Here is a 26152-nt window from a genome sequence, read left to right as displayed (position 1 = left end):
CGGACGCCGTCGAGGGAAGCGGCCGTGATCAGGCGGAGCCGAAAAGCCAGTTGCCGGGGGCGTCGGGCTCCTCGCTGGTGAAGTACTCCAGGACCGCGGTGCTGATCTCCTCCCTGCTGAGGACCTCGTCACCATTGCGGTCGAGCTCGCTGAACGCCTCGTCGAGCTCCTTCCGCGGAACGCCGGCTGCGCGCCGCCGCCCTGGTGAGTTCGCCTTCGTCAACGCCAACCCACGGACTCCGCACGAGGCGAAGTTCGTCCACGACTGTAAGCGCGGGAAGCCGCTGGCCGTGGCGGCCCGTTTCACCCTCGTGTGCACCGCCGGCCATCTCGACGAGTTTCCGTACACCCAGTACGTGCACCGAGGGCAGGACTGCGCCACGACGCCGCGCCCGAAGCTGCGCATGAAGGACCATGGCGGCAACCAGGCGGCCAACGTCACCATCGAATGCGTCGCGTGCGGTGTGAAGCGCAACATCCGGGAAGCCATGGGTGAACGCGGACGGCGCAAACTGCCCCGGTGCCGCGGACGGCATCCGCATCTCGGCACCTATGAGGCGAACGGCTGCGGCCAGGAGCCGGTCCTGATGGTGGCGGGCGCGTCCAACCAGTGGTTCCCGCTCACCCTCAGCGCCCTGGCGCTGCCCAAGGCGCAGGGCGGAGACATCGACAAGCTTCTGGACGACCACTGGCCGGACCTCGAACTGGTTGAGGACCGTGGGGAGTTCGACTTCATGGCGCGCATGCCCAAGTTTGCTTTCCTCAAGGAGTTCGACGCCGACGGAGTGGTCGCGGCGATCGCAGCCCGCAAGCAGGGAGCCACCGGGTCGGCCCCCTCCGCCCCTGACGTCCAGGCCGACCTCTTCGGACCGGAATGGGACGCGCTCTCCTGTCCCGTGCCCACCCCCAGCGACGATTTCGCACTCCGGCAGATGCCCGTGCCGGACCGTTTGGGTGAGTTCTTCGCCGACATCAGGCAGGTCGAGCGGCTGCGCGAGGCACGGGCGCTGATCGGGTTCACGCGGCTCGACGCGCCCGACCCCGAATCACCGGAGATCGCCACGCGTGTCGAGCTGTCCCGCGGGATCCGGAACTGGGTACCGGCCAGTGAAGTGCGGGGCGAGGGCCTCTTCCTGCGCGTACGGGACGGTCTGATGGCTGAGTGGACCGCTCGCATGGAGAAGTCACCGCAGATGGAGACGCACAGACAGGCGTACGCACGGTTCCGCGCCAACCGGAAGTCGGACCGCAAGACCAGCGACTTCGACCCCTACTACGGCTGGCCCGGAGCGCGTTACATCGCCCTGCACACCCTCTCCCACCTGTTGATCCGCACCATCGCCCTGGAATGCGGCTACAACTCCGCCTCGCTCGCCGAACGGATCTACGCGGGCGACGAACAGAATCCCAAGACCGGCATCCTCATCTACACCGCCGTCCCGGACTCCGAGGGCACCTTCGGTGGCCTGGTGTCCCTGGCCGAGGAGCGGGAATTCGACCGGATCGTACGCCGTGCCCTGACCGATGCCCGCCACTGCTCGGCCGACCCGCTGTGCGCCGAGCGCCTGCCACAGGACCCGGCGGACTTCCTCCACGGAGCCGCATGCCATGTCTGCTTGTTCGTGTCGGAAACCACGTGTGAACGCGGCAACCGGTTCCTGGACCGTCGATTCCTCGTTCCGCTGACCGGGGACCAGGATCCGGTGCTGACGCCGGTCGGTCTGCTGCCGTGAGCCGACCGGCCTTCGAGGGCGCCGCCGAGGCCGCCGTCACGGCTCTCGGCCTCGCGCGCAGCAAGGACCTCGCGGGACTGCTCGCCCAGAGACGCAGCAGGGAGCGGATACTCACCGAGCTGGCGATACCAGGAGTCAGTGAAGCGGTCGCGGCGCTCTGCGATGCCATGGAGTCGGAGTCGGTGTCAGCTGTCGAGGCGGCTGCCTACGTGCGTGGCTATGTCGCCGCCCGGCGGCGGGCCCGAGATACGGTCCGGGTTCGTACGGTGTGGAGTGGTCCCTCGACTCCGGCGGTACCGGTGTGCGCCACCGCCCAGGTACTGGTCGAGGTCATCAACGAGGCGCAGCACGAACTGCTGGCGATGACGTATGCGGCCCGCCCGTATCCCGTCTTGACCAGGGCCCTGACGGAGGCTGCGGGCAGGGGCGTGCGAACACACGTAGTGGTCGAGACCCTGGCCGGCGCGGGCGGTCTGCTCTCGGGGAGCGAACCGGCCGACGCCTTCGCGTCTGTGCCGGGGCTGCAGTTGTGGGCATGGGCCCGGGGCCCGGCCGAACATGGCCGCTCGCGCCAGCACGCCAAGCTGGCGGTCGCAGACCGGCGCACTCTCCTGCTCGGCAGTGCCAACCTGACCGAGTCCGCTGCACGGCGCAACATCGAGGCGGGTGTACTGGTGACCGGAGGCGAGGCACCGCGGCGCACGGCAGAGCACATCGTCGAACTGCAGCGGCTCGGCATACTGAGGCCCTTCCCGCCACACGAAGCTCGTGGCTGAGCATGGAACCGTGCTCGCGGTCCGATCGAAGACTTCCGCTGGAAGTTCTCCGGTGTTCAGCGGCAGCGCATCGCAGTCGTGCTGACTTGTGGATCAACGAGTGCTACACCGTACGCCCTGCCCCGGCGCCTGCGGCACCGGGCCATGCCCGGGTGGCGGCCCGCCCACCGGAGTCGCCTCGATGACCTCCTCCACCACCCGCGACATCCGGTTCCCCCCTACTTCGCGGCCGCCGCGATAGCCCATCTCGCTAGGGTGCGGTTCACCCGGTCAGTGTGAGTCCTGGAACATTCGAACGGCAGCTGACCGGACATAGGAATGGCTGTAATCAGCGAAGATCGCCCTTGACCTGTGGGAAGCCACTCGGCGGTCTCCAACGAGTCGGCCAGGCGGTCCGGCAGGCCTCCAGATGGGCTTCCGTCAGCCCGGTGGCGACCTGACGGCCTCTGCCGCCTGTAGGCGTAGGCGTCGAGGAGGCTCAGAATGCGCTCGCGAACAATGCCGGTGTCCTCGCCGGCCACCGCCGCGCGCAGCTCCGGGCGGCGACGCAAGTCACGGCCATCGGCAAGCTGGTGCCGTACCAGGAGAAGCAGCCCCGTCCCGATGCGGGACTCCAGCCAGCCGTCAGCAGCCGGGTCCGTGAAGCGGCGGCGGACCGCCGCCACGGTACGGATTCGGCCTGCTGTAGGACGGCCAGGCCGAACGCCACACAGTGCTTGCAGAATTTGCCCTTCTGGCTGTAGGGGCAGTCGCACCAGCCAGCGCACGTCTTTCTCGGTGAAGTCCAGAGCATGCGTCACGGCAAAAGTTGATGCAACCGGACGGGAAACCCTCATCGCCGCGCTTTGCAAAGGGATGAGGCCACTCGGTGGTTCAGGTGGCGACGAAGCCCCGCCCACCTCCAGGATGAGGCAGTTGCCCGCACCGCCACCCCGGGCGAACAGGCCGGTGAAGGCAAGCAGCGCCGTAGCGGCTTCTGGGAGACCCTCAGGACGGGGACGGTTCCGGGCTGAGGGTCTCCCGGCCGATCCGGTTGCCGTCTCGGTAGACGGTCACGGTGTCCCCGTCGATACGGTAGCTATACGGGTCGTTGCGTGCCTTGAAGCCGCTCGTGGTTTCCTCGGCGGGCATGGCGATTCCAGGCTCGCGGTGGTCGCTGAACTCCCCGTAGTAGTACAGGCTCCCGTCACTTGTCCGGCAGAGCGTGATCTGCTTGTTCTCCGTTCGAAACGCTTTGACCAGCTCCGCTTTGTCTCCGTCAGGGATGGCCTCGGCGATCCGGCCCGGGCAGGAGGCGGCTGTTGGCGTCGTGCTGCCGGAGCCCGAGCCGGAGTCGTCGCCCTCCGACTTCAGGAGATCCTGGATGCCCCTGTTCAGCATCGGCAGCAGGAACAACACGACGAACAACCCGAGACAGCCCAGGGTGCAGCCCTTGCCCTTACCAGACCGCTTCGGTGGCCCGTAGGAAGGAGGGCGGTACGAAGGCGTGTAGGGAGGGGTGTACGGCGGGGTCGGGGCGGGCGGTGGAGGGGCGGGAGCGGTATATGGGGGCGCGTAGCCGCCGGACGTCGAGGGGTAGAACACCTCCGTCGTCGCGCGGCTGGGCGGCACGGTGGGCCGGGAACCGGCCGTCCCCCCAGGCGTGGTGGGGCTCGAAGCGGTCTTCCCGGTGGTCGTCTTCCTGGGGGCCGTTGTCTTCTTCGTGGTGGTGGGCTTGGACGCGGCGGGCTTCTTCGTGGCGGGCTTGCGCGGTGACGGCTTCTTGGGGGCAGCCTTCGTCGCCGTCCTCCAGCTGGTCGCGCAGCCGATGCAGCTCAGATCGTCTTGACCGTTGTTCGTACCGCACTGGGTGCAGTTCCAGTTGCTCGACGGCCCGGCAAGGGGCGGTTTCCGTACGGGCGGCCTGCTTCGTTCCGTGTCGCATGCCTGACACGCTCTCGCGGCAGACACGTTGTAGATGTCGCATGCCGTGCAGCGCCAGTTGGCCCCGGCCACCGTTGCTCCCTCTCTACCTGTCGTGAGCTTGTCAGGCCGCCGGTTCCGCCCTGATCCGGTCGAAGATTTCCCCGTAGAGTTCCTCGGAGTCTGCGTTCGTGGGCCCCGTGATCCAGTCCCGGTCGTCCCGAGGGATGCGGCTCACGGTGTCTTCTTGGCTGCCATCATCCGCCGGTCCGGCGATGTCGTACCGGGCGCGAGCCTCCGTAATGAACCGTACGGCTGAGGCCGCGTGCTGGGTGGGAACATCGACCCGCACCATGACCATCCCGCTTGCGCCCTCACCCGCCGCCTCGGGCCGGAACTGGAAGATCAGCTGCACTTCGCCCTGCTGGCCATGGGCCCTGGTGTGCAGCGAGGTGCAGCGTGCGACTGACACGTCCAGCACACCGAAGTGGTGCCAGCTGAAGGCGAAGGTGCCGTCGGCCAGCTGCACCGACGCGCCCGGGAGGTCCAGTTTCACAGGCTGTTCGCGATCGTCTCGATGATCTCGTCCATCTCGAACTCCTCGAGCCCGGCGCCGGCCTTGGACTCGAAGTGCAGCGTCAGGTCCCACTCCTCCGCGATCGGATCCTGCCACGGTGCTCCGTCCGGAGCGAAGAGCACCAGACGCTTCGCGGACTGCTCCATCACCGCCGTCTGGCTGCGGGCGTAGCCCCACTGCTCGAAGAGCTCGTCCATGGTGTGTGGGATGGCGGCAGGATAGGTCTGAGCTGACGTGCCGACCGTCCCCAGAGGGTGGGCGGGGGCGTCCGTGAACATCACGATGACGTGCCGCCGACGGTCGAGGCCCTTTTCCCAGGGCGAGTTGATCGCGAGGGCGAGCGCCTCGAGACCTGACTCCGGAATGTCGCCGCCGCCTCCGCAGTCGATGCCCCGCACGAACGTCTCGAAGTCCCTCGACTGGTCGGGCAGCACCAGAAAGCCCGTCTGCTCGATGGCGTCGTCGGGGTTGTCACCGAAGTCGCGGAACGCGATCACCTTCAGTCGAAGTTGACTGATGGCCTTGCCCTTCTTGGCCATCACCTCGTTGAGCCGGTCGTGGAACTGGAGCGCGCTGGTCTTCACCGTGTCCAGGACCGGAAACATGCTGCCGGTTGCGTCGATGCACAGCACGATGTCGACCGCATACTGCAGATTGCCCTGGTACTGGTCACTGTTGCCGTTCATTGGGTGGGTCTCCTCCAGGATCTCGGATGGCTTACGAGGTGCGGCGGCGGTCGCCGAGGTTGATGCGGACCCGCGACGTCCGCCCGGCGGCCGACGCCTGCCCTTCGTCCTTCGCCGTCCCGGCAGGAGGTGAAGGGGGAGTGGGCGACGGCGGAGGCGTGGGCGCGGGTACCGTGCCGCGGCCGAGGTTGGTTCTGATCCGGCTGCTCCGCGTGGAGGTGTCGTCGGCCGCCCCGGGCTGCGGGCCCGCCGGGCCCGGCGCCTCGGGTTCCGTCCTCGCCGGACTGGCCGCACTCGGGCGCCGGTGTACGAGGGCGCACACCTGCGGGTCTGTGAGCGCCTTGAGATACGTGGTGATCCGCGGCCGGTTCCTCGGCACGGGAGCGGTCATCGCCCGGATGAGCCCCTGCATGGAATCCGAGAGCCGCGGGTGCAGGTCCAATGCCTCACCTGCGTTGACCGCATCGGCAGGGGACCCGTACCGGGTGCTGTGTCCCGGCAGCGTGCCGGTCAGGTAGTAGTGCGTCATCAGGCCCAGCGCGAAGACGTCCACCGCCGTCGTCAGATGCTCCGGACGGACAGCCTCGTCCTCCTGGACGTAGCGCCGCCACTCCGGTGCCCCGTACAGGGAGTCCCCGGCAACGTCCTGGCGGCCCGGCGGACTGCCCGATACGTATGAGTCGTCGAAGTCGATCAGCTTCGCCGAGTAGAACACGACCCCGTCACGCTTCTGGATCAGCACGTTGAGCGGCTTGAGGTCACCATGCACCACGTCGATGTCGTGGAGCAGTTGAAGGCTCAGCGCCAGCGTCTTCAGCAGCACAGCCTTTTGCCGGGGTTCCAATGCCTGGGGTTTCTCCAGGCTGGAGGTGTCGATCCGCTCGGTGACCTTGTAGTACGTGCTGCCCTCGTGGAAGAAATCTGTGGCCAGCACCAGATTGCCGCCGCCGCGGGCATCCGGGCGCAGCCGGTTCATGATGCCGCGGTGCCGGTCCTCGAACTCCTGGCAGACTTCTAGTCGAATCTGCCGGCTGACGGCACTCGCGGTGGATCCCTCGCGCGGACGCTTGGGTTCGAGGAATCGCTTCAGGAAGTACTGATGGCCGTCCTTCTCGGCGAACGCCCACATGCATTTGCCGCCGTTGGCGTTGGTCGGCTCGCTCACCACGCGGTATCCCGCGATCTCGTCACCCTGCTTCATGCCTGCTCCTCCTGAGGCGCTGGCAGGTATGCCTCGTAGCCGGTGCGGTAGTCGTGCCAGGTACCGTTCTGCCACGCCCTTACGGCAGACGCCGGATCCGCGCTCGTGGGCCGGTTCTTCCGGCAGAACCCGGCAATGAAATCCTGGCGCGCGGCGAACGCGGACTGCAGATGCGCGAAGCTCTTGTAGCCGAGCGCGATGAGGCCGAGCGAGGCGTCATCGGCGCTATGTCCCTGCACGTTCCGGCGGACCAGTTCGGCCCACTCCGTCTCGCAGCTCGCATCCTGAAGGGTGGACAGCAGGGCGTTCTCGAAGTCCGCCGGGGTGTGGACGTACCCGAAGAACCCGTCCGTGGCCGTCAGCAGTACACAGGGCAGCGGAAACTCGAAGGGGTGCTCTTGCACGAAGAAGTCCCGGTCCGCACATACCATGTTGGTCATCGGCGGATCCGAACGAAGCAGTTCCAGCGCGTCACTCACCTCGGTGTGGTCCCGCGTCAATACCTGGAGCCCGCTTTCCGGGTCCAGCAGATAAGCGCGCGAATCCCCGGCCCACAGAGCCCGACCTTCCAACTGGTTTCCCGGCGGTAGCCGGAATTCGATCGCGGCCAGTGTGGTCGGCAGCTGACGCCGCATTCGGCCGACGATCTTGCTGCGTCGCTGCGGGGCTCGCTCGTGGAAGAAGTCCAAGTACCCCTTGAGGTGTTCGGGATCGGCCTCTTCTCCTGCAGTGATTACCTCCTGGAACCAGCAGTCCATGGCGAGCCGGGCGACGCGTGACCCCACCCACGCGCCGGTCCGCTGCTCACCGTCCGGGGCCTGCCAAGCGGGCGAGGAACCGGACCCTCCCGAACCGTCGAACACGCCGACCAGGCCCCGTTGCGCGTTCAGGTGGTAGGCGAGGAGCGGTTCGGCGTCCTCGCCGCGCCCCGGCACCCGCTCCGTCCAAACGCTGATGGTGTGGAGCCCGAGAATGCCGTGCCCCCAGATCATCCGACGGGCGGACTGCGGTCCCGGTGCGTCGGAATCGGCGGAACCGGTGGGCTGTGGTGGTGCGGACGCGGTGGCCGGTACGCCGGAAGGCGGCAGGGGTGCCGAGCCGCTCTGGTGCAGCGGCGGCCGCTCCCCCTCGCGGGACGGCGAAGAGGTCAGGGCGACCGGACCGCGGCCGATGATGCGGGCCCAGTCGTCCCCTGCGCCCTGGTGCGGTGGAGTCATCCTTGCTCGCCGCCGTCCGTGCCGTGCTTCCGCTTTGCTGTGCCCCGCACTCGGCTCACCCGCCTGGGCTGCTCGGCCTCTGGGGTGCCTGTGTCGTAGAGGCGTTCCGCTCCGGAGGGTCGCGCTGGGCCGGACAGTCGCGAGGGCTTGGCAGTGCCGACCGTGCCGGAGCGCGGTCGGTCACCGGGGGCCCGTCCCCCTCCGCCTGTTTCTGGCCGCGTCGACGGTGTCGTGGACGGTACCGGCTCGTCCTCCGGCGGAACCGTCGATCCCGGAGTCACAACCTCGCCCCGCAAAGGCATCCCACCCGACGCCCGGGGAGTTGCGGCAGGCGACGTGTGCCCGCTGGGGCCGACGGCGGACGACGGACGGCCCGCGTCTCCCTCTGGTCCGGGGCCTGAGGGCCGAGGGTCCCGCCCGGAGGCGAGAGCGCCTCGCAGGCGTCCTCGCCGCACTCCGCCGAACGTCTCATCCTCGCCGCCGAGAATGCCGTCGATCACGGCTCGCTCGAGCTCCGCCTGCTCGAACGGCTCACGGTCGGCGTCTCCCCGTTCCAGCACCATGCGCAGGGTCTGGAGACGTGCCTCCCGCTGCTCGGCCTGGCCCTTCTCGATCCAGGCGAGTGCGGCGTGTGGGCCCTCCCTCTCCATGATCTCGGCGATGATGCCTTCCACGCCCTCGTCCCGCATCAGCTCCAGATGGCGCCGGCGCCGCATTCCGTCGAGCCGGGTCTCCCGTACGACATCGCGGAACTCCCGCCCGCTGGTGGCGATCTCGTCCTCGTCGACGAGCAGTTCCACATGAACGCCGCGTAGCAGTACGGCCGAATCTCCCGTGAAGGTGCTGACCGAGGCGTTCAACGCCCTTTCTGCCTGGTGGAATTCAGCGACGTCGTACTCTCGCGCCACCTCTCGGAGCATCTTGCGTAGGTGCCCGTACAGCGCTCCGCTCATGTCCCGGATGCCGCGCCTGACGACCTCGGCCGGATTGGCGACCCGGCAGACGAGATCGACCCTGCTGCGGAACGAGAAGGTGGCGTCCCTGCTGAGCAGCGGGATGTCCAGGATCAGCCGGTGCTCAGCAAGATCGACGGTGTACACGCTCTGGTAGGAACCGAACCGGGCCGCCGGGATCTCTTCGCCCGGCAGGATCGTCAGTGCGGCTCCGCTGTCGGGCACCAGGACGAGGGCCCGCCCCGGGGCCGGGGGCCGCAGCGGGTTCATGAGACGCCAGCGCGGCACGGGCTGGCGGTCCAGCACAGGATCGTAGGTCAGTTCCGTCACAGCTCTCCTCTCACAGCTCAAGGGCGCGGGCCAGGTCTTCGGCACACGCGGAGGGACGTTCCCGGTCGGCGGCCCACTTCGTCAGCCACCAGTGCAACCGCTCCCGGTGCCTGCCCGGGAGACGCGCGATGTCGAGCACCAGGGTGCGCAGGGAGGGCAGAGCCCCCGGGCATGAGTCTGCGTAGGTGTCGACCCAGCCGCGCAGGGCCGCGAACGCCGGCTCCTGAACGGGTTTGCGGGCCAGCGCTCGCCCCCAGAGCTCGGCCAGTGCCCGGCGGTGGTGAGGCAGCACACTAAGGAGCAGCGGCACGCCGTCGACGGCCCCCTCCGGTCCCGCTCCGCCGGGCACAGCTGAGGTGTACGGCGTCGAGACGGCGAAGACGAACGCGGAGAGCGTCTTGAGGACCATCGGCGACTGGTCCTGCGGCTGAGACCAGTGGAGGTAGGCGGTGAGTACCTCCTGTGTGCGCCCCTGGTGGAGCAGGTGTACGCCGCCCCAGCCGACTGGGGTCAATGTGCCCCAGTCGTCCCCCCGGTCCAGCGCGCTGCGCAGTACGCCCAACGCTCGATCCGGGGCGTTGCGGCCGAAGAGCCCTCCGACGGCAGTGGCCGCGGTGCTTGCCAGCCGCCGCTCGTACGCCGAGTGGCCGCCGCCTGCCCACTGATGCAGCAGGTCCCAGACCGGCTCGGCAGTGGCGGGAGTCGACCCGGCCACGCCGATGGCCGTTGCCGCAGCCTGCCGCACAGGCCACGAAGTGCTTCCGGCCCAGGACTTCACGAAGCGGTGCACCGCGTAGTGGTAGTCCGCCCGGGCCAGCACCCCGCTCGCGACGGCCGCCTGAGCCCTGACCTCCAGATCGGAGTGGCCGAGCAGCCGCCTTAACCACTGGAGCACCGCTTCCCGGCGCCCGTCCAGCGTGGTCCACGCGTAGGTGAGCACCACGTGGCGCACCAGCGTGCTGCGAAAACGCACCCGGGGGGACCCGGGCAGCTCCCCCGGTCCGGGGAAGACCAACTCGATCCAGGGCTGGTCCTGCTCCAGACGCTCCCGGAAACGCACATCCGGCGGGGCCGCGTCCTCGGGCGACAGGGCCTGGCGGAGACGGAGCGCGGCATCGGCGACGGTGAGGTAACCGCTGCCCTCCAGCACGGCGGCTGCGAGTGCGAAGGCGATGGCCTCCGGCTCATGATGGGTGCGGAACCACGTGTAGACCTGATCGCTGGGGTCACGTAACGCGGTGACGGCCGCTGCCAGATCGCCGCCGGCCGTGACCACCGAAGCCAGCCGCACTGCATGGGCAGCCAGAGGCTGTTCCCGCAGAGCGGTCAAGGCGCCCGAGGCGTCCAGCAACGCCATCAGCTCCGCCCGGCGCTCGGGATCAGGGCTGTGCCCGAGTACCCGACGCTCCAGTACGGCGAGTGGATCGACCGGACTCAGCGCGTGCCAGGCGAGGTCGTCGCCGCCGGGGCCGGATACTGCCGCTTCGACCTCGGGGCCGCCGATGAGCACGAGATGGGCTCCGGCAGCCCGGAGCCTCGACGCCGCACCCGCGAGTCCGCGTGCCGAAAGCCCATCGGGGCAGCCGTCCAGCACGGCGATGCACGCGCTCCGCTCGGCCGGTGGCTCCCAGGCGGGGGAGGTGATCGACACGGCGTCGAGAAGACGGTGACAACCGCCGTCCGAGGAGCTGTTCAGCGTGAGCGCCTCGGCGAGCAGATTGAAGGCAGCGGCCGTCCGCCCGCTACCGGGCGAACCGGTCAGCACCAGCAGATGCCGCTTGCACAACGCGTCCAGCGCTTCCTCGTAACGCTCCGGCTGTACATACAGATCCGTGTACTCGGCGATCTCATCCTCAGCCAGGGGCACCGTACCTGTGGATCCGCGTGTGGCCGCTGGGCCGCGCCCGCCGCCGAAGTTGAATCCGCCGCCGAAGCTCACCGTGTCGTTGAAGAGCGCCAGTGTCCCGATTCTTGTCCCGGACGCGTCCGCGTTCAGTCGCTCGGCGATGCGGTCCGCGATGGCCCCGGCGCGCAGTGCCTCGGCTCTTTCGGCCTCGCTCTCCCCGCCACCCGCGGCCAGCGCCCGCAACGCCTCCGACTCACTTACCGGGCCGTCCTCGTCCGCTGTGCTGTCGATTGCGGGCGACCTGGTCGTCCCGTGCGTCGGGTCCTCCGAGACAGGGCCGGAGTCACCGGTTGTGTGTACCGCCTCGTCTGGCAGCGGTTCCTTGCTCATGAGGGTTCAGCCCGTCAGGAGATGTTCCAGTCGCCCTGAACCTCGACCTTTGCGTTGAAGATCTGGGCGTTCTTGATCACGGCAGCGTTCACGTGGCCCGGGCCGCCACGTGCCGCCACGGCCTCGTCGACGGTCCGCCGGATCTCGGCCTCGAAGTCCCGGTCGCGGAGCATGTGCGCCAGCAGCATGCGCTGGAGTTCCTCCTGGGCCGCTGTGTCCCCGGGGCTCTCCTGTACCTGGTCAAGGGCGGCTTCGGCCTCGCTGTCCCCCCGGAAACGAGCCCGTAGCCGCTCGACGAGCTGGACAGCTCCACCCCAGCCCGCGCGACCCGCTTCCTGGCCCGTGGTCTCCAGCGCCCCCTTGACGACCAGAGCCACTCCGGCTACAGCGATAGCCGTGATCGGATCCATGCTCTCTCCGATTTCTACAGACAGACGTCTGCTCCGACCCTAGGGGAAGCAGAGTTCGACGTGATCCTTTTCATCGCAGTTGACCGAATCTGATTCATGGCGGTGGCCGATAAGGACAGCAGAGGGGGGTGTCGTGGATACTCGGCCGCGAGGTGGGTGCCTCGCTCGGCTCTTGCGTAGGCCAGGCGCCATCTGTGCAGGTCACAGGCCTTCTCCCGGGACCCGTGCGAGTGCCAGACTGCCTTCCTGTGTGCCACCGGATAGTCGAAGGGTGGTGTGTCTTCGCTGAGGGCCTTCATCGGGGTGGTGGAGGGGTTTCGCAGTGGTCTGATAACGCGTCAGGAAAGTCAGCAATTGGTCAGCATGAGTCCTGCAAGCCCCGGGAGAAGCTGACCGAACATGCGAATGGTTGTAATCTGCGGGGACCGCCCTTGACCTGCAGTGAGCAGGCAGGGAGCAGACGAACCGGGAGTTTCTTCATGCTTCGCACCATGTTCAAGTCCAAGATCCACCGTGCCACCGTCACCCAGGCCGACCTGCACTACGTCGGGTCCGTGACCGTCGATGCCGATCTGCTCGACGCGGCCGATCTGCTGCCCGGGGAGTTGGTCCACATCGTGGACATCACCAACGGCGCGCGGCTGGAGACCTACGTCATCGAGGGGGAGCGCGGGTCGGGGGTCATCGGGATCAACGGGGCCGCCGCGCATCTGGTGCACCCCGGGGACCTGGTCATCCTCATCAGCTACGCGCAGGTCGAGGACGCCGAGGCGCGGGTGCTCAAGCCGCGGGTCGTGCACGTCGACGGGGACAACCGGATCGTCGAGCTCGGGGCGGATCCTTCCGCTCCGGTGCCGGGGACCGACCAGGAGCGCAGCCCGCACGCCGTGGCCGTCTGAGGGGAGCCGGGAGCATGGCGATCGAGTACGTGGACGAGCGCGAGGGCGGGCGGCTGCTGGCTGTCGAGGGCGGGGCGGTGGTCGGGTTCATCGCGTACTTCGTGCTCGCCGCCGAGCCCCATGCCCTGGTGGCCGTGCACACCGTCGTCGAGCCGGGGCACGAGGGCCGGGGCATCGCCGGGGGGCTGGTGAAGACCTTCTACGGGATCGCCGCCGGTGAGGGCGTGCCGGTGGTGCCGCTCTGCCCGTACGCCGCGAGCTGGGCCGCCAAACATCCCGACCAGGCGCCCGGGGCGCCGGACGGGCTCGTCTCCGCGGCCAAGGCGCAGCTCGCCGGCGACTCGGACCTGTGGTGACCGGAGCAGGCCTGGTCCTGCTGCACACCTCGCCCGCGCACGTCCCCGTCTTCGACGCCCTTCGGGACCGGCACCACCCGGGCGCCGTGCTGCGGCACCTGGTGGTGCCGCAGCTGCTGGCCCGCGCCCGCGCCGAAGGGCCGGAGGCGGTGGCCCCGGCCCTGCTGGAGCAGCTCGCCGAGGCGGGGGCCGCCCGGGTGCCCGTACTGGTGACCTGTTCGACGATCGGGGCGACCGCGGAGTCCCTGGCGCCGCAGCTCGGCGTCCCGGTGCTGCGCGTGGACCGGCCGATGGCGGCCGCCGCGGTGGCCGTGGGCCCGCGGATCGCCGTACTGGCCACCGTGGAGTCGACGCTCGCCCCGACCTGCGAGCTCCTGGCCGAGGAGGCCGGCGCGCGGCCGGTGTCGATCACCAGGCACCTGGTCGCCGGCGCCTGGGAGCGCTTCGAGGCGGGCGACGTCGCCGGGAACCTCGCCCTCGTGGCCTCGGCGGCCGACGCCGTCACCGAGGCCGACGCCGACGTCATCGTGCTGGCCCAGGCCTCCATGAGCGGCGCCGCCGATCTCGTCACGACCCGCGTCCCGGTCCTGTCCAGCCCGGCCCTGGGCCTGGCCGCCGCCCTCGCCTCCCGGCAGGTGGCCCAGTCGTAGGGGCATTCCTCCCGTCATCGCGGGAAAATGGGTCGTATGGTGCGAAAAGCCGAAGAGACCCAGCCGCCGGTGCCCGAACCGGAGCCGACCCCGGGCCCCAGCCCGTTCCCCGACCCCGGGCCGATCCCGCGCCCCGTGCCGCCCGTGCCCGGCCCCTTCCCGGAGCCGGACCCGGTGCCTCCGCCGCCGGGGCCCGCGCCCGTCCCGCAGCCCGGGCCCTGGAGCTGACCGGAGCCGAGCGGCCTCAGTCCGTCCGGACCTCGGAGCGGTCGCCGCTCCAGAGGGTGTGGAACGAGCCCTCGCGGTCGGTGCGCCGGTAGGTGTGCGCCCCGAAGAAGTCCCGCTGCCCCTGCGTGAGGGCCGCGGGCAGCCGCTCCGCGCGCAGCGCGTCGTAGTAGGCGAGGGAGGCCGCGAACGCCGGTACCGGAATGCCCTGGCCGACCGCCGTCGCGAGCACCGCGCGCCAGTCGTCCTGGGCTGCCCCGATCTCCTCGGCGAAGTGCGCGTCCGCCAGCAGGCTCGGCAGGCCGGGCTGCGCGTCGTACGCCGCCCGGATCCGGTCCAGGAACGCGGCCCGGATGATGCAGCCGCCGCGCCACAGAGAGGCCACCGCGCCCAGGTCCACGCCCCAGCCGTACTCCTCGCTGCCGGCGCGGATCTGGTGGAAGCCCTGCGTGTACGAGACGATCTTCGAGGCGTACAGCGCCTGCTCCACCTGCGCGGCGAACGCGTCCGCCTGCTCCGGGGCGAGCGGCGCGGCCGTCGGGCCCGCGAGGCCGCGCGAGGCCGCCCGCAGGTCCCCGTGGCCCGACACGGCGCGGGCGAAGACCGCCTCCGCGATGCCCGACACCGGAACACCCAGGTCGAGGGCGATCTGCACGGTCCAGCGGCCGGTGCCCTTCTGCTCGGCGGCGTCGGTCACGACGTCCACGTACGGGCGCCCGGTCGCGGCGTCCGTGTGCGCGAGCACCTCCGCCGTGATCTCGATCAGGTAAGAGTCCAGGCGCCCCCGGTTCCAGGAACGGAAGGTCTCCGCGATCTTCGCGGGGGAGTAGCCGGCGACCTCGCGCAGCAGGTGGTACGCCTCGGCGATGAGCTGCATGTCGGCGTACTCGATGCCGTTGTGCACCATCTTGACGAAGTGTCCGGCGCCGTCGGGGCCCACGTGTGAGGTGCACGGCGTGCCGTCGGCGGCCTTCGCGGAGATCTTCTCCAGCAGCGGGCCGAGGGAGTCGTACGACTCCTTCGAGCCGCCGGGCATGATGCTCGGGCCGAGCAGCGCGCCCTCCTCGCCGCCCGATATGCCCACGCCCACGAAGTGGATGCCCTGCGCGCGCAGTTCCTTCTCCCGGCGCCTGGTGTCCTCGAAGTGCGCGTTCCCGCCGTCGATGATGACGTCTCCCTCTTCCAGCAGCGGGGCGAACTCGCGGATCACGGCATCGGTCGGCTCCCCGGCCTTCACCATGATGACGAGGCGACGGGGGCGCTCCAGCGCGTCGACGAACTCCTTCGCGGAGCCGGCCGCCACGAAGGCGCCCTCGTGCCCGAACTCCGCCACGAGCGCCTCGGTCTTCGCGGCGGTGCGGTTGTGGACGGCCACGGTGAATCCGTTGCGGGCGAAGTTCCGGGCGAGGTTGCTGCCCATCACCGCGAGCCCGGTGACGCCGATCTGGGCTGTGCTGGTGCTCATGCGTGCGCTCCTGCGTGCTTCGGTGTGCGGGGAACACCGACGCTACATCGGCCGCCGGGGCGGCGGATCTCCACCCCGTCGATAGAATGTCAAGTTCCGCTGGAGCGCGCCCCGTTGCGCCCCTTGTCGTGTCCCGGTCGAGACGATTAGGTTTGCGTTTCCTGATGTCTTCGATGGGGGCTCCCATGGGTGTACGGGGCCGGCACCGCCGGTATCAGCCGAGCAGCATCAACCGGGCCTCGCTCGCCGTCACCGCCGGCGGCGCCGGGATCGCGCTCCCCCTCATGGGAGCCGGAACCGCACACGCCGCCTCCGTGGACACCTGGAACAAGGTCGCGGCCTGCGAGTCGACGAACAACTGGCACATCAACACCGGCAACGGCTATTACGGCGGGCTCCAGTTCAGCCAGGGCACCTGGCGGGCCTTCGGCGGCACCGCGTACGCCGCCCGCGCCGACCTGGCCACCAAGGACCAGCAGATAGCGGTCGCGGAGAAGGTCCTGAAGGGCCAGGGACCGCAGGCCTGGCCCAACTGCGGCAAACAGGCCGGGCTCAGCCGCAGCGCCGCGGCCCCCGCCGGCACGCCCAACACCCAGGCCCACGCGGCGAAGCCCCCGGCGCAGCAGGCCAAGCCCGCCGCCACCGCTGCCGCCACCGGGCAGCAGGGCAGCACGCCCCGTCCGACGGGGACGTCCGTCCTGCCGAACCCCTACGTGGTCGCACCCGGCGACTCGCTCTCGGCGATCGCCACCGACCAGCACGTCGAGGGCGGCTGGCAGGCGCTGTACGAGACCAACCGGGCCACCGTGGGCGCCGATCCGAACCTGATCTTCCCGGGACAGCGGCTCACCTTACGCGTCACGGCCGCGCCGCCCGCGCAGAACCCCGAGAAGCCGCCGCGGACGGCGGAACCGGTGAAACCCGTGGAGCCGGCTGCGGAGAAGCCCGCCCAGAAGCCCGCCGAAAAGCCGGCACCGAAGCCGGCCGAAAAGCCCGCCGAGAAGCCGGCGGCGCAGTCCGCCTCGGCGAAGGAGGAGCCGGCCGCGGGCGGATTCACCGCCCCCGTCGACGCGGCCCTCGGCACCGCCTACCACGTAGCCGGTTCCTCCTGGTCCAGCGGCTACCACACGGGCGTCGACTTCCCGGTGGCCACCGGCACCTCCGTCAAGGCCGTCGGCCCCGGCTCAGTGGTCTCCGCCGGCTGGGCCGGTGCGTACGGCTACCAGGTCGTCATCCGGCACACCGACGGCCGGTACTCCCAGTACGCCCACCTGTCGGCGCTCTCCGTCAAGGCCGGCCAGCAGGTGTCCGGCGGCCAGCGCATCGGCCGCTCCGGTTCGACCGGCAACACCACCGGTCCGCACCTGCACTTCGAGATCAGGACGGGACCCGGCTACGGCTCCGACATCGACCCGCTGAAGTACCTCCGGGCCCACGGCGTCGGCATCTGACCCGCGCACGTGCGGCGGCACGGCCATGAGCAGGACCAGGCCGGCCGCCGCCAGCACGGCGCTGACCACCGCCGCCGCCGTGCCCGCCGTCCCGTAGCGGAAGCCCTCGTCGAACAGCGAGAGGCCGACCGTCGCCGCGACCACGGGGTTGACCACGGTCACCGTGGCCAGCGGCGCGGTCAGCCCCGCGCCCCGGTAGGCCGCCTGCGACAGCAGCAGCCCGCAGGCCGCCAGCACGGCGATCGCCGCGAGGTCCGGCCACAGCGCGCCCAGGGGGCCCGCGGTGACGCCCTCGGCCACCGACTTGGTGAACACCGAGGCCATGCCGAAGGCCGTACCGGCCGCGGCGGCCAGCAGGACGCTGCGCAGCACCGCCCGTCGCATCCGGTGCGCCGCCACGAACAGCACCGCCACCGCCGCCCCGGTCACCGAGAGCAGCAGGCTCCGCTCACCGCCGGCCAGGGACTGCGCGCGCCCGCCGCCACCGGTCAGCGCCAGCAGCCCGGCGAGGCCCACCGTGGCCAGCAGCGCCCCGCGCCAGGCCGCCGCGCCCGCCCTGCGGCCCACGAACACGGCCGCCATGGGCAGGGCGAAGACGATGGTGAGGGCGCCCAGCGGCTGGACCAGGCTCAGCGGCCCGTACGCGAGGGCCAGCACGTGCAGCAGCGCGCCCAGCCCGTTCAGCCCGACCGCCACCCACCAGCCGCCCCGGCGCAGCGGAGCGTAGGGGCGGTCCGGCGTGCTCGCCGCGACCCGTTCCTGGACGATCGCACCGCCCGCGTACGCCACGGCGGACACGAGACAGAGCAGGACCGACAGCGCCAGTGCACTCATGAAGTCCACAATGCCGGAACGATCTACGCTATTCCTCCGCCCACAGGGGGTCACGGCTCATACTCCGGGCGTAGTACGGGAGTACGTGCCGCCCCCGGGACGAAGGCGCGCCGTGACCGGACGCTCCCGGTCCGTGAGGACCGCGGCCACGGGTTTGGTTCCGGGCGCGTCGGATCCGTACAGTTTCCCTTTTGGGGACTTCCGCAGCAGGCGGATGCGGACGAATGATCAAGGAACGGCAGCGGCCATGACGGTGACCGAGACCGAAGACAACCAGGCATACGGGCCGGGCATCGACCCCGAGCGCATGGCCGTCTGCCTCAGCGTGCTCGACGAGCTGGACAAGCTCGACGTCGACCACCCCGATGCCATCGCCGTACGACGCGCCACCGCCGGCATCTACCGCACGGTCAAGCAGCGCCGCCGCCAGGAGCGCCGCGCCGCCAAGACCGCCAACGACAAGGCCGTCACCGAGGCGACCGCGACCGGTTCCGCCGAGCGCATCGACGACGAGACCGAGGGCATCCTGCCCTCCTCGGTCACGGAGGCCGGCCGGATCGCCGGGATACTCCAGCGCCCGCGCTCCTGCTACGTCTGCAAGACGCGGTACGTCGAGGTCGACTACTTCTACCACCAGCTCTGTCCGAACTGCGCCGTCGTGAACCGCACCAAGCGCGAGGCCAGCGCCGACCTCACGGGCAAGCGCGCGCTGCTCACCGGCGGCCGGGCCAAGATCGGCATGTACATCGCGCTGCGGCTGCTGCGCGACGGCGCCCACACCACGATCACCACCCGATTCCCCAAGGACGCCATCCGCCGCTTCAAGGCGATGGACGACTCGGCGGACTGGATGCACCGCCTGGAGGTCGTCGGCATCGACCTGCGCGACCCGGCCCAGGCCGTGGCGCTCGCCGAACAGGTCGCCGAGGCCGGACCGCTCGACATCCTGATCAACAACGCGACGCAGACCGTGCGGCGCCTGCCCACCGCCTACGCCGCTCTGGTCGAGGGGGAGAGCGCCCCGCTGCCGGCCGGCGAGCTCCCCGCCCACCACGTCATCGGCGCCTTCAACTCCGGCGCGGTCGACGGCCTCGCGGCGCTGCCCGTCGGCGTGAGCGGGCTCGAGGCGCAGAAGGTCGCCGACCTCGCCCTGGTCGCGGGCAACGCCAGCCTGGAGCGGCACCTCGCCGGCACCGCCATCGACGCGGGCGGCCTGCTGCCGGACGTCGTCGAGTCCAACACCTGGGTGCAGACCATCGACCAGATCTCCCCGGTGGAGCTGCTCGAGACCCAGCTGTGCAACTACACGTCGCCGTTCATCCTGATCAGCGCGCTCCGGCCGGCCATGGCCGAGGCCGCCCGGCGGGCGGCCAGCGGACGTGCGTACGTCGTCAACGTCTCGGCGATGGAGGGCGTCTTCAGCCGCGGCTACAAGGGCGCGGGGCACCCGAACACCAATGCCGCCAAGGCCGCGATGAACATGGTGACGCGCACCAGCGGCCAGGAGATGTTCGAGACGGACCGCATCCTCATGACCTCGATCGACACCGGCTGGATCACCGACGAGCGTCCGCACTTCGACAAGCTGCGCCTGGCCGAGGAGGGCTTCCACGCCCCGCTCGACCTGGTCGACGGCGCGGCCCGCGTCTACGACCCGATCGTCCGCGGCGAGGCCGGCGAGGACCTGTTCGGGGTCTTCCTGAAGGACTACGCCCCCGCGAACTGGTAGGACACGGACCCACGGGCCGGGCCTCCTGCGGGAGCCCGTCCCCTACGGGATCCCGGCGATCGACCCCCTCGGCGCACCGAGGGGGTCGTTCCCGTTCCGGGCACGGCCCGCCCGGTAGGCGCCCGCCGCGAGCAGTTCCAGCACCGGCCGCCAGTCCTCCAGCACGCCGGCGTCCAGGCCGGCCGCCCCGGCCGCGTCGTGCGCCTGCCGCAGCGTCGCCGCCGCCTCGCCGTCGGGGCCGGCCGCCGCCAGGGCGCGGAGCCCCGCCTCGTCCGCGGCCCGCGCGTGCAGCCGTAGCAGCCGGGCCACCCGCTCGCCCAGCAGCGGACGCACCGCCTCCGCCACGTCACCCGGACGGAGCAGCTCCCCGAGGTCCTGCAGCAGACCGGCGATCTGGAGCTCTTTGTCGAAGGGCCGAGAGCGCCGCAACAGCGCCGCTGCCTGGAGTCCGAGGCCGTCACGGCAGCCGTGGAGGAGATCCATCAGCTCCGAAACGCTTGAGACGTACGGCACTTCGGACCCCGGAATCCCGGACCTCGCCACCGCCGCTCCCTCCGTCGTCGCCGCGCGCATTCGGCGTCGAGCGGACCATGCTTGTCGCACCCGCGGGCCGACGACTTCCTGAACTCGCGGCGAAAAGAAGAGGGCGACGCGGATTTTGCCTTTCTATCGAGCGGAGGCCCGCTCATATGTGTACTCTGGGGCATCAGACGGCCCCATCCGGGCCTCGCTCCACCAAGGCGCCACCGCGTCCGGAAACCCTTTACATCCCTGCCCGGCGCGCGGCACGCCTGCCGGGTTACGCGACACAAAGGAGTGCGCGGTGACTGAAATGACGCAGCCCGAACCGTCGTTGCTGGAGCGCACGGGATCGCGGTCCAAGCCGCGGACCGACGAGCTCGGCAGTCTCGAGGTCTGGGCCCGATCCGCCCCGATCCGGCTGGCCGGCTACGAGGACGACCTGGCGGAGTCCCACATCCTGCCCGGCATCGACTAGCCCGCACGACGGTGCACACCGCCCCCCGTGCCGACCGCACCGGGGGCGCTGCCCTGCCCGGCGGCCCCGGCCCCGTGCCCGGCTGCCCCACGCCCGGTCCGGGTACGCCTCGTTCCGGAACGCGGGTTCCCGCACCTCCTACGCCCTGAGCGTCATCGCTGTCGGCGATCAAGGCTTCCGGCGGCCGCATCCTCCCCGGCAGGCTGGCCGCATGAAGCTGCTGATGCTGGGTGGAACCGAATTCGTCGGACGCGCGATCACCGAAGAGGCCCTCGACCGAGGCTGGGAGGTGACCGTCTTCCACCGCGGGCACCACGCGCCCCCGCCGGGCACCTCGGCCCTGCACGGGGACCGCACCGCCCCCGGCGGCCTGGACGCCCTCGCCGAGGGGGAGTGGGACCTCGTCGTCGACACCTGGAGCGCCGCCCCCACGGCCGTCCGCGACACGGCCCGCCTGCTCAGCGCCCGCGCCGGCCGCTACGTCTACGTCTCCAGCCGCTCGGTGTACGCCTACCCCTCCCCGCCCGGCGGCGGCGAGGACAGCCCGGTGGTCGAGGGCTCGCCCGACGCGGACGCCGTCGCCTACGCCGAGGACAAGCGGGGCGCCGAGCTCGCCGCCCTCGACGCCTTCGGCGACCGCGCCCTGCTGGTGCGCGCCGGACTGATCCTCGGCCCGTACGAGAACACCGGCCGGCTGCCCTGGTGGCTGGGCCGCACCGCCCGGGGCGGCCCGGTGCTCGCCCCCGGCCCGCGCGACCTGCCGATCCAGTACATCGACGTACGCGACCTCGCGCACTGGACCCTGGACGCGGCCGAGGCCGGGCGCGGCGGCGCCTACGACCTGGTCTCCCCGTCCGGGCACGCCACCATGGGCAGCCTCCTGGAGGCCTGCGCCGCGGTCACCGGCGGCGGCGCCGACCTGCGCTGGACCGATGCGGCCGTGATCGAGGAGGCCGGCGTCGAACCCTGGACCGAACTCCCCGTCTGGATCCCCGCCGGAGAGGCGCACGACTACATGCACGGCGGGAACGTGTCCAAGGCCCTCGCGGCGGGACTGAAGTGCCGCCCGGTCGAGGAGACCGTGGCCGACACCTGGGCCTGGCTCGGCTCCCTCGGCGGAGTCGCCCCGCTGCGCCCGGACCGGTCGGCCAAGGGCCTCTCGCCGGAGCGCGAGGCGGCGCTACTCGGGCTCTGACCAGGCAGCCTCCGCGAGGCGGGTGGGCGGCAGGTACTCGCCCACCAGCCTGCGGTGCCACCAGGCGCCCGTCTCGCGCAGTTCCCGCCAGGTGGTGAAGCGGTACCGGTACAGCCGGGCCCTGACGTAGTGGGGCGGGGCGTCCGGGAAGGGGTTGTGGCGGATCAGCCGCAGCGTGTCCCGGTCGCCCGCCAGCAGCCGCTCCACGAACGGCCCGAACCAGTCCCGGGCGTAGCCGGGGGAGAGCGCGGCGAACCACATCAGCCAGTCCAGCCGCAGGTGGTACGGGGCGAACTGGCGCGGGATCCGGCGCGGTTCACCGGGCTTTCCCTTGAAGCCGTACTCCCGCCAGTCGCCGTCCTCGTGCGGCAGCCGGTCGGCGGTGCCCTCCACCACCACCTCGTCACGGATCCGGCCCACCGAGCCGAACGCCCCGTAGGTGTTGACCAGGTGGAGCGAGTCGAAGGAGCGGTTCATCACCTGGCGGCGCGAGATCATGTTCCGCACCGGATGCCGGCTCAGCACCAGCACCAGCACGGTCACCGCGCAGACCAGGACCACGAACCACACCGGCGACGCCCGCGAGGCCGCGGCCGGGGGAGCGCCCGCGATCCCGGTGAAGTCCACCGCCGACAGGGCCACCGTGATCGTCACCCAGTTCAGCCAAGCGAAGTTGCCCGAGAGCACCAGCCACAGCTGCGTCGCCACGATGATCCCCGCGGCGTACGAGGCCACCGGCTGCGGAGTGAACAGCAGGACGGGCACCACCAGTTGCGTCACGTGGTTGGCGGCGCACTCCACCCGGTGCAGCGGCTTCGGCAGGTGGTGGAAGAACCAGCTCAGCGGCCCCGGCATCGGCTGCGTCTCGTGGTGGTAGTAGAGGCAGGTGAGCCTGCGCCAGCAGGAATCCCCGCGGATCTTGATCAGCCCGGCCCCGAACTCCACCCGGAAGAGAACCCAGCGCAGCAGCCACAGCACCAGCACCGGCGGCCCGGCCCGGGCGTTGCCGAGGAAGACGGCCAGGAAGCCGATCTCCAGCAGCAGCGACTCCCAGCCGAAGGAGTACCAGGTCTGGCCGACGTTCACGATGGAGAGGTAGAGCAGCCACAACAGGGCCCACATCCCCATCGCGGCGCCCAGCGGCACCTCGTCCCCGGCCCCGGCGGCCAGCGCGGCGGCCAGGGCGGCGCCGGCCCAGGCGCACCCGGCGAAGAGCCGGTCGGAATAGTGCAGTTGGAACAGGCTCGGGGCGCGCCGGAACGGCACGTACCGCACGTAGCGCGGCACGGGCAGCATGCCGTTCGCCCCGATCAGGGCCCGGAACTGCAGGGCGGCCCCGACGAAGGCGAAGAGGTAGACACCGGCGAGGGCCCGCTGGAAGACCAGTCGGCCGAGCCAGTACCCGGGCGCCGTGAACCAGTCCATCGACTCCAGTATCGGACCGGTCAGGCGGCACCGGCCAGCCCGCGCAGGTGGCGGCCCAGCCAGCGGGCGTAGTTCAGCTGGAGGAAGGGGATCACCGGGCCGCCGAGGCGGGTGTACCAGCTGGCCGGGCGGCTGAAGGCGGTCACCGTGAACCACACCGTGCCGTCCGGGTCGAGGTCCACGATGAAGGACTCCTCCCCGGATTCCGGGTGGCCGGTCAGCGTGCCGTACGCGAAGCCGATGCGGCTGGGCTCGTACGCCGTCCAGATGATCCGGCAGGGAGCGGTGATCCGCAGCGGGCCGAAGCCGATCCCCACCTCGACGCGGTCGCCGGCGCGGACGGCCCCGGAATCCGCGCGGACGCGCATGCCCGAGGTGCGGTGGGCGTGGAAGGTGGTCAGCGCGGCTCCGGCGGCCTCGAAGGCCGCCCGGCCCCGGCCTATCCGGGTGCGGTGGCTCAGGTGGTTGTAGCCGGCGGGCAGCGGCCGCCGGGCCGTGGCACCCCGGTCGGGGTAGCTGAGGGTGTCCCGGCCGGTGCTGATGAGGCGGGTCATGGCGTGGTCTCCTGTCGGGCGGCAGCCGCAGTGGCGGCAGTGGCGGCAGTGGTGGTGCTGGTGGCAGTGGTGGCGCTGGTGTCGGCCGTCAGCCGGCGCCAGGCCAGCACCGAGCAGAGGGCGAATCCGAGGGAGTTGCCGAGGCCGTGGGTCGCGGCCATCCAGGTCAGCGTCGGGTGGACGATCCCGGTGGCCTCGCCGGCCGCCCACCACAGGGCGAGCAGCATCGTGGCCACCAGGACCGCGGCCGAGCCGGCGAGCAGCGCCCGCGTGGTGCGGTCGCGGCCGGCGGGCCGGATCTCGCGCCAGGTCGTCAGGGCCACCGCCCACATCCCGCCGGTCAGGACCACCGCGCCCACCAGCTCGGCCCAGTCGCCGACGAAGTAGCCGAGGAGGACGAGCAGGGTCCCGGCGGGGACGCTGTAGGCGGCCCATCGCGCTCCCGGGCCGGGCGCGGCGGCCCGGCACACCAGCCCGGCGACCAGCGCGGCGGTGAATCCGGCGAAGTGGAAGTGGGGCACGGTGAGCGCCAGGACGTCGAGGTCGAAGCCGAAGAGCCGGTACCCGGCGCGCTCGGCGACCAGCGCCGTCCCGGCGATCGACGGCGAGACGAGGGCGGTGGCGACCGCGACGTCGGCGGGCCGTGGCGGGCGGCCGGGCGGGCGGCCCCGGAGCAGTACGGCGGGGGCCCGCGCCGCGAGGGCCAGGCAGGCCGCCGCGTAGAGTGCGGCGAGCGAGGTGGCGGCACCACCGCGCGGCAGCCACAGGCAGAGGACCCCGAGCGCGGCCGGCAGCGGCCAGAGGCGGGCGGCCCGGCCGAGCCCGGCCGGGTCGATCAGGCGCAGGCCGGCGGGGACGACCCAGAGCATGCCCAGGGTGACGATCACGTTCACCAGTACCGTCACGACGGCTCCCCTCCCGGTCGCGGCCGAACGCTTTGAACGCGTTCAACTCGCGGTCGCGACTCTACGGGCTCCCTTGAACATGTTCAAGAACTCTTCCGGTTGCGGCGTGCGCGGGGATGGTGCAGACAAGAGGGAGCAACCGGGGCGAAAAGGGAGATCCACGTGCACGGACCGACACCTCCGACACCTCGTCAGGCGCCGCGCCGTCACGGACCGGCCGGCGCCGCCCTCTTCGCCGCCCTCAGCCTGTTCGCCGCGGGCTGCGGCGGCTCCGAGGAGCACCGGGGCACTGCCGGAGCCGAGAGCCAGGACGTCTACCTCCAGCCCGTGGCCTCCGCCGGCCCCGACCCCTTCACCACCTCGACCGCCACCGCCGAGTCCGCCCCCGTGCAGCCCCCGCTGCCCAACCGGACCGGCCAGGGCATCCGTACCGTCAACGCGGCCACCCCCGGCCTCTACGGCGGCACCGAGCGGCTCGGCAGCTGCGACGTGGAACAGCAGGTCCGCTTCCTGACCACCGACGACGCCAAGGCCCGCGCCTTCGCCGAGGCCTCCGACATCGAACAGGCGAAGCTCCCCGAATTCCTGCGCGGCCTGACCCCCGTGGTGCTCCGCGCCGACACCCGCGTCACCAGCCACGGCTTCCGCGGGGGCCGCGCCGACAGCTACCAGGCGGTCCTCCAGGCCGGCACCGCCGTCCTCGTCGACGAACACGGGATGCCCAGGGTCCGCTGCGCGTGCGGCAACCCGCTGCTCTCCCCGCGCGCACCCAAGGGTTCCCCCGTCCCCAAGGGCGACCCGTGGGACGGCTACCAGCCCAACCAGGTCATCGTGATCGAGCCCACCACCCATGTGATCAACAACCTGGTGATCGTCAACATCGCCGACAACACCTGGCTCGAGCGCAAGCGGGGCGACGACGGCGCCCAGGACCGCACTCCGCAGGTGGTGCCCCCGTACGACCCGGCCGACGGCATCCCCAACGGCCCCGCCATCCCGCCCGGTACCACGCCCGAGGACCCCTGCCCGACCCCCGACAGCAACAGCCTGGCCCGTACCGACCCGCCGACGCCCGCACCCTCCGACACCGGCCCGGGTGCGGATGCCGCGCCGAGCGTTCCGGCCCCCGGCGCCACGGACTGCCCGCAGGGCGCGCAGCCCACCCCGGCCCCGCCGGATGCCACCGGCTCACCGCAGAACCCCGGCCTGAACCCCGCCACCCCCCCCGAGCAGCAGCAGCAGCCGCCGTCGGCCGAGGTCCCCTCCGACCTGCCCTCCGACCTGCCCCCGCCGTTCCCCACCGACCCGGGCGTCCCCCTCTCGCCCGAGGACCCGTACGCACCCGCCGACCCGAACGATCCGAACGGCCCCGCCGACCCGTTCGCCGTGCCGGACCAGCTGATCGACCCCTCGGACCCGGGCTACTCACTGGAGAGCGCCTGACCG

At 71.1% G+C, this 26152-nt stretch carries 25 protein-coding genes and 1 pseudogene; 11 read left to right on the top strand and 15 right to left on the bottom strand.

Annotated elements, in window-relative coordinates; translation table 11 throughout:
• Positions 1-28: 28 nt before the first annotated feature.
• The gene (locus ACFTXQ_RS16195; RefSeq protein WP_382641248.1) at positions 29-229 is read right to left on the bottom strand and encodes a hypothetical protein; all 201 of its coding nucleotides are present in this window, start codon (positions 227-229) and stop codon (positions 29-31) included.
• Between ACFTXQ_RS16195 and drmB the strand changes: the two genes are divergently transcribed.
• A complete protein-coding gene (gene drmB, locus ACFTXQ_RS16190) occupies positions 135-1733 on the top strand; it encodes a DrmB family protein (RefSeq protein WP_382641239.1) in 1599 nt (532 codons plus the stop codon). The two genes, ACFTXQ_RS16195 and drmB, sit on opposite strands and share 95 nt — an antisense overlap.
• Entirely contained in the window at positions 1730-2509 is a 780-nt protein-coding gene (gene drmC / locus ACFTXQ_RS16185; protein WP_382641108.1) for a DISARM system phospholipase D-like protein DrmC, read from the top strand. The genes drmB and drmC overlap by 4 nt, the downstream gene beginning before the upstream one ends.
• Before the next feature lie 987 nt (positions 2510-3496).
• Here the strand turns inward: drmC and ACFTXQ_RS16180 are convergent.
• Entirely contained in the window at positions 3497-3916 is a 420-nt protein-coding gene (locus ACFTXQ_RS16180) for a hypothetical protein (protein WP_382641105.1), read from the bottom strand.
• 235 nt (positions 3917-4151) lie between these two features.
• Between ACFTXQ_RS16180 and ACFTXQ_RS16175 the strand changes: the two genes are divergently transcribed.
• Positions 4152-4337: a hypothetical protein gene (locus ACFTXQ_RS16175; RefSeq protein ID WP_382641103.1), complete on the top strand. Its 186-nt coding sequence runs from the start codon at positions 4152-4154 to the stop codon at positions 4335-4337.
• Positions 4338-4535: 198 nt separating this feature from the next.
• Here the strand turns inward: ACFTXQ_RS16175 and ACFTXQ_RS16170 are convergent, their stop codons facing one another.
• The 7 genes from ACFTXQ_RS16170 to ACFTXQ_RS16140 are packed head-to-tail and all read right to left on the bottom strand — an operon-like array spanning position 4536 to position 12021.
• The gene (locus ACFTXQ_RS16170; protein WP_382641100.1) at positions 4536-4967 is read right to left on the bottom strand and encodes a hypothetical protein; all 432 of its coding nucleotides are present in this window, start codon (positions 4965-4967) and stop codon (positions 4536-4538) included.
• Positions 4964-5674 (bottom strand): vWA domain-containing protein, encoded by a 711-nt coding sequence (locus ACFTXQ_RS16165; protein ID WP_382641098.1) that lies wholly within the window; start codon positions 5672-5674, stop codon positions 4964-4966. Before ACFTXQ_RS16165 ends, ACFTXQ_RS16170 begins: the two co-directional genes overlap by 4 nt.
• 31 nt (positions 5675-5705) lie before the next feature.
• Positions 5706-6875 (bottom strand): protein kinase, encoded by a 1170-nt coding sequence (locus ACFTXQ_RS16160; RefSeq protein WP_382641095.1) that lies wholly within the window; start codon positions 6873-6875, stop codon positions 5706-5708.
• Positions 6872-8092: a serine/threonine protein phosphatase gene (locus ACFTXQ_RS16155; RefSeq protein ID WP_382641092.1), complete on the bottom strand. Its 1221-nt coding sequence runs from the start codon at positions 8090-8092 to the stop codon at positions 6872-6874. The genes ACFTXQ_RS16160 and ACFTXQ_RS16155 overlap by 4 nt, the downstream gene beginning before the upstream one ends.
• Positions 8089-9375 (bottom strand): hypothetical protein, encoded by a 1287-nt coding sequence (locus ACFTXQ_RS16150; RefSeq protein ID WP_382641089.1) that lies wholly within the window; start codon positions 9373-9375, stop codon positions 8089-8091. Before ACFTXQ_RS16150 ends, ACFTXQ_RS16155 begins: the two co-directional genes overlap by 4 nt.
• Before the next feature lie 10 nt (positions 9376-9385).
• Entirely contained in the window at positions 9386-11611 is a 2226-nt protein-coding gene (locus ACFTXQ_RS16145) for a hypothetical protein (RefSeq protein ID WP_382641087.1), read from the bottom strand.
• Positions 11612-11625: 14 nt separating this feature from the next.
• A complete protein-coding gene (locus ACFTXQ_RS16140) occupies positions 11626-12021 on the bottom strand; it encodes a hypothetical protein (RefSeq protein WP_382641084.1) in 396 nt (131 codons plus the stop codon).
• 479 nt (positions 12022-12500) lie between these two features.
• On the opposite strand from ACFTXQ_RS16140, the gene panD reads away from it, so the two are divergent.
• The 3 genes from panD to ACFTXQ_RS16125 are packed head-to-tail and all read left to right on the top strand — an operon-like array spanning position 12501 to position 13926.
• Complete coding sequence (gene panD / locus ACFTXQ_RS16135; RefSeq protein ID WP_214953674.1) at positions 12501-12920, top strand: aspartate 1-decarboxylase; 420 nt, start codon at positions 12501-12503, stop codon at positions 12918-12920.
• A 14-nt stretch (positions 12921-12934) separates the two neighbouring features.
• Complete coding sequence (locus ACFTXQ_RS16130) at positions 12935-13276, top strand: GNAT family N-acetyltransferase (protein WP_382641080.1); 342 nt, start codon at positions 12935-12937, stop codon at positions 13274-13276.
• Complete coding sequence (locus tag ACFTXQ_RS16125; protein WP_382641078.1) at positions 13273-13926, top strand: aspartate/glutamate racemase family protein; 654 nt, start codon at positions 13273-13275, stop codon at positions 13924-13926. The genes ACFTXQ_RS16130 and ACFTXQ_RS16125 overlap by 4 nt, the downstream gene beginning before the upstream one ends.
• Positions 13927-14170: 244 nt before the next feature.
• Here the strand turns inward: ACFTXQ_RS16125 and gndA are convergent, their stop codons facing one another.
• Positions 14171-15616 (bottom strand): NADP-dependent phosphogluconate dehydrogenase, encoded by a 1446-nt coding sequence (gndA, locus tag ACFTXQ_RS16120; protein ID WP_382641076.1) that lies wholly within the window; start codon positions 15614-15616, stop codon positions 14171-14173.
• 185 nt (positions 15617-15801) lie between these two features.
• Here gndA and ACFTXQ_RS16115 point away from each other — a divergent pair, with 185 nt between their 5' ends.
• The gene (locus ACFTXQ_RS16115; protein ID WP_382641074.1) at positions 15802-17067 is read left to right on the top strand and encodes a transglycosylase family protein; all 1266 of its coding nucleotides are present in this window, start codon (positions 15802-15804) and stop codon (positions 17065-17067) included.
• A gap of 27 nt (positions 17068-17094) precedes the next feature.
• On the opposite strand, the pseudogene ACFTXQ_RS16110 reads toward ACFTXQ_RS16115, so the two are convergent.
• Positions 17095-17901, bottom strand: a pseudogene (locus tag ACFTXQ_RS16110) (DMT family transporter); the annotation flags it as partial.
• Between the two features lie 247 nt (positions 17902-18148).
• On the opposite strand from ACFTXQ_RS16110, the gene ACFTXQ_RS16105 reads away from it, so the two are divergent.
• Complete coding sequence (locus tag ACFTXQ_RS16105; protein WP_382641071.1) at positions 18149-19630, top strand: SDR family NAD(P)-dependent oxidoreductase; 1482 nt, start codon at positions 18149-18151, stop codon at positions 19628-19630.
• A 42-nt stretch (positions 19631-19672) separates the two neighbouring features.
• Here ACFTXQ_RS16105 and ACFTXQ_RS16100 read toward each other — a convergent pair whose 3' ends face one another.
• Complete coding sequence (locus tag ACFTXQ_RS16100; RefSeq protein ID WP_382641069.1) at positions 19673-20113, bottom strand: hypothetical protein; 441 nt, start codon at positions 20111-20113, stop codon at positions 19673-19675.
• Between the two features lie 340 nt (positions 20114-20453).
• Between ACFTXQ_RS16100 and ACFTXQ_RS16095 the strand changes: the two genes are divergently transcribed.
• Both ACFTXQ_RS16095 and ACFTXQ_RS16090 read left to right on the top strand, forming a co-directional pair.
• Complete coding sequence (locus ACFTXQ_RS16095) at positions 20454-20627, top strand: hypothetical protein (protein WP_382641246.1); 174 nt, start codon at positions 20454-20456, stop codon at positions 20625-20627.
• 211 nt (positions 20628-20838) lie between these two features.
• The gene (locus ACFTXQ_RS16090) at positions 20839-21822 is read left to right on the top strand and encodes an NAD-dependent epimerase/dehydratase family protein (RefSeq protein ID WP_382641066.1); all 984 of its coding nucleotides are present in this window, start codon (positions 20839-20841) and stop codon (positions 21820-21822) included.
• On the opposite strand, the gene ACFTXQ_RS16085 is transcribed toward ACFTXQ_RS16090, so the two are convergent.
• Genes ACFTXQ_RS16085 through ACFTXQ_RS16075 form a run of 3 tightly spaced genes read right to left on the bottom strand, consistent with a single transcriptional unit; the run spans position 21808 to position 24706 of the window.
• Positions 21808-23247 (bottom strand): lipase maturation factor family protein, encoded by a 1440-nt coding sequence (locus ACFTXQ_RS16085; protein WP_382641064.1) that lies wholly within the window; start codon positions 23245-23247, stop codon positions 21808-21810. The genes ACFTXQ_RS16090 and ACFTXQ_RS16085 overlap by 15 nt on opposite strands.
• 20 nt (positions 23248-23267) lie before the next feature.
• Positions 23268-23801 carry a DUF1990 family protein gene (locus ACFTXQ_RS16080; RefSeq protein ID WP_382641062.1) on the bottom strand — a complete coding sequence of 178 codons (534 nt, stop codon included), beginning with the start codon at positions 23799-23801 and terminating at the stop codon, positions 23268-23270.
• Positions 23798-24706 (bottom strand): YndJ family protein, encoded by a 909-nt coding sequence (locus ACFTXQ_RS16075; protein ID WP_382641060.1) that lies wholly within the window; start codon positions 24704-24706, stop codon positions 23798-23800. The genes ACFTXQ_RS16080 and ACFTXQ_RS16075 overlap by 4 nt, the downstream gene beginning before the upstream one ends.
• 162 nt (positions 24707-24868) lie before the next feature.
• Here ACFTXQ_RS16075 and ACFTXQ_RS16070 point away from each other — a divergent pair, with 162 nt between their 5' ends.
• A complete protein-coding gene (locus tag ACFTXQ_RS16070; protein ID WP_382641057.1) occupies positions 24869-26149 on the top strand; it encodes a DUF6777 domain-containing protein in 1281 nt (426 codons plus the stop codon).
• Positions 26150-26152: the final 3 nt, after the last annotated feature.

It is taken from the genome of Streptomyces sp. NPDC057010, from assembly GCF_042673805.1.
GTDB lineage: Bacteria > Actinomycetota > Actinomycetes > Streptomycetales > Streptomycetaceae > Streptomyces.
Note: the sequence above shows the minus strand (reverse complement) of the source record. Positions and strands in the feature narration are given on the sequence as shown.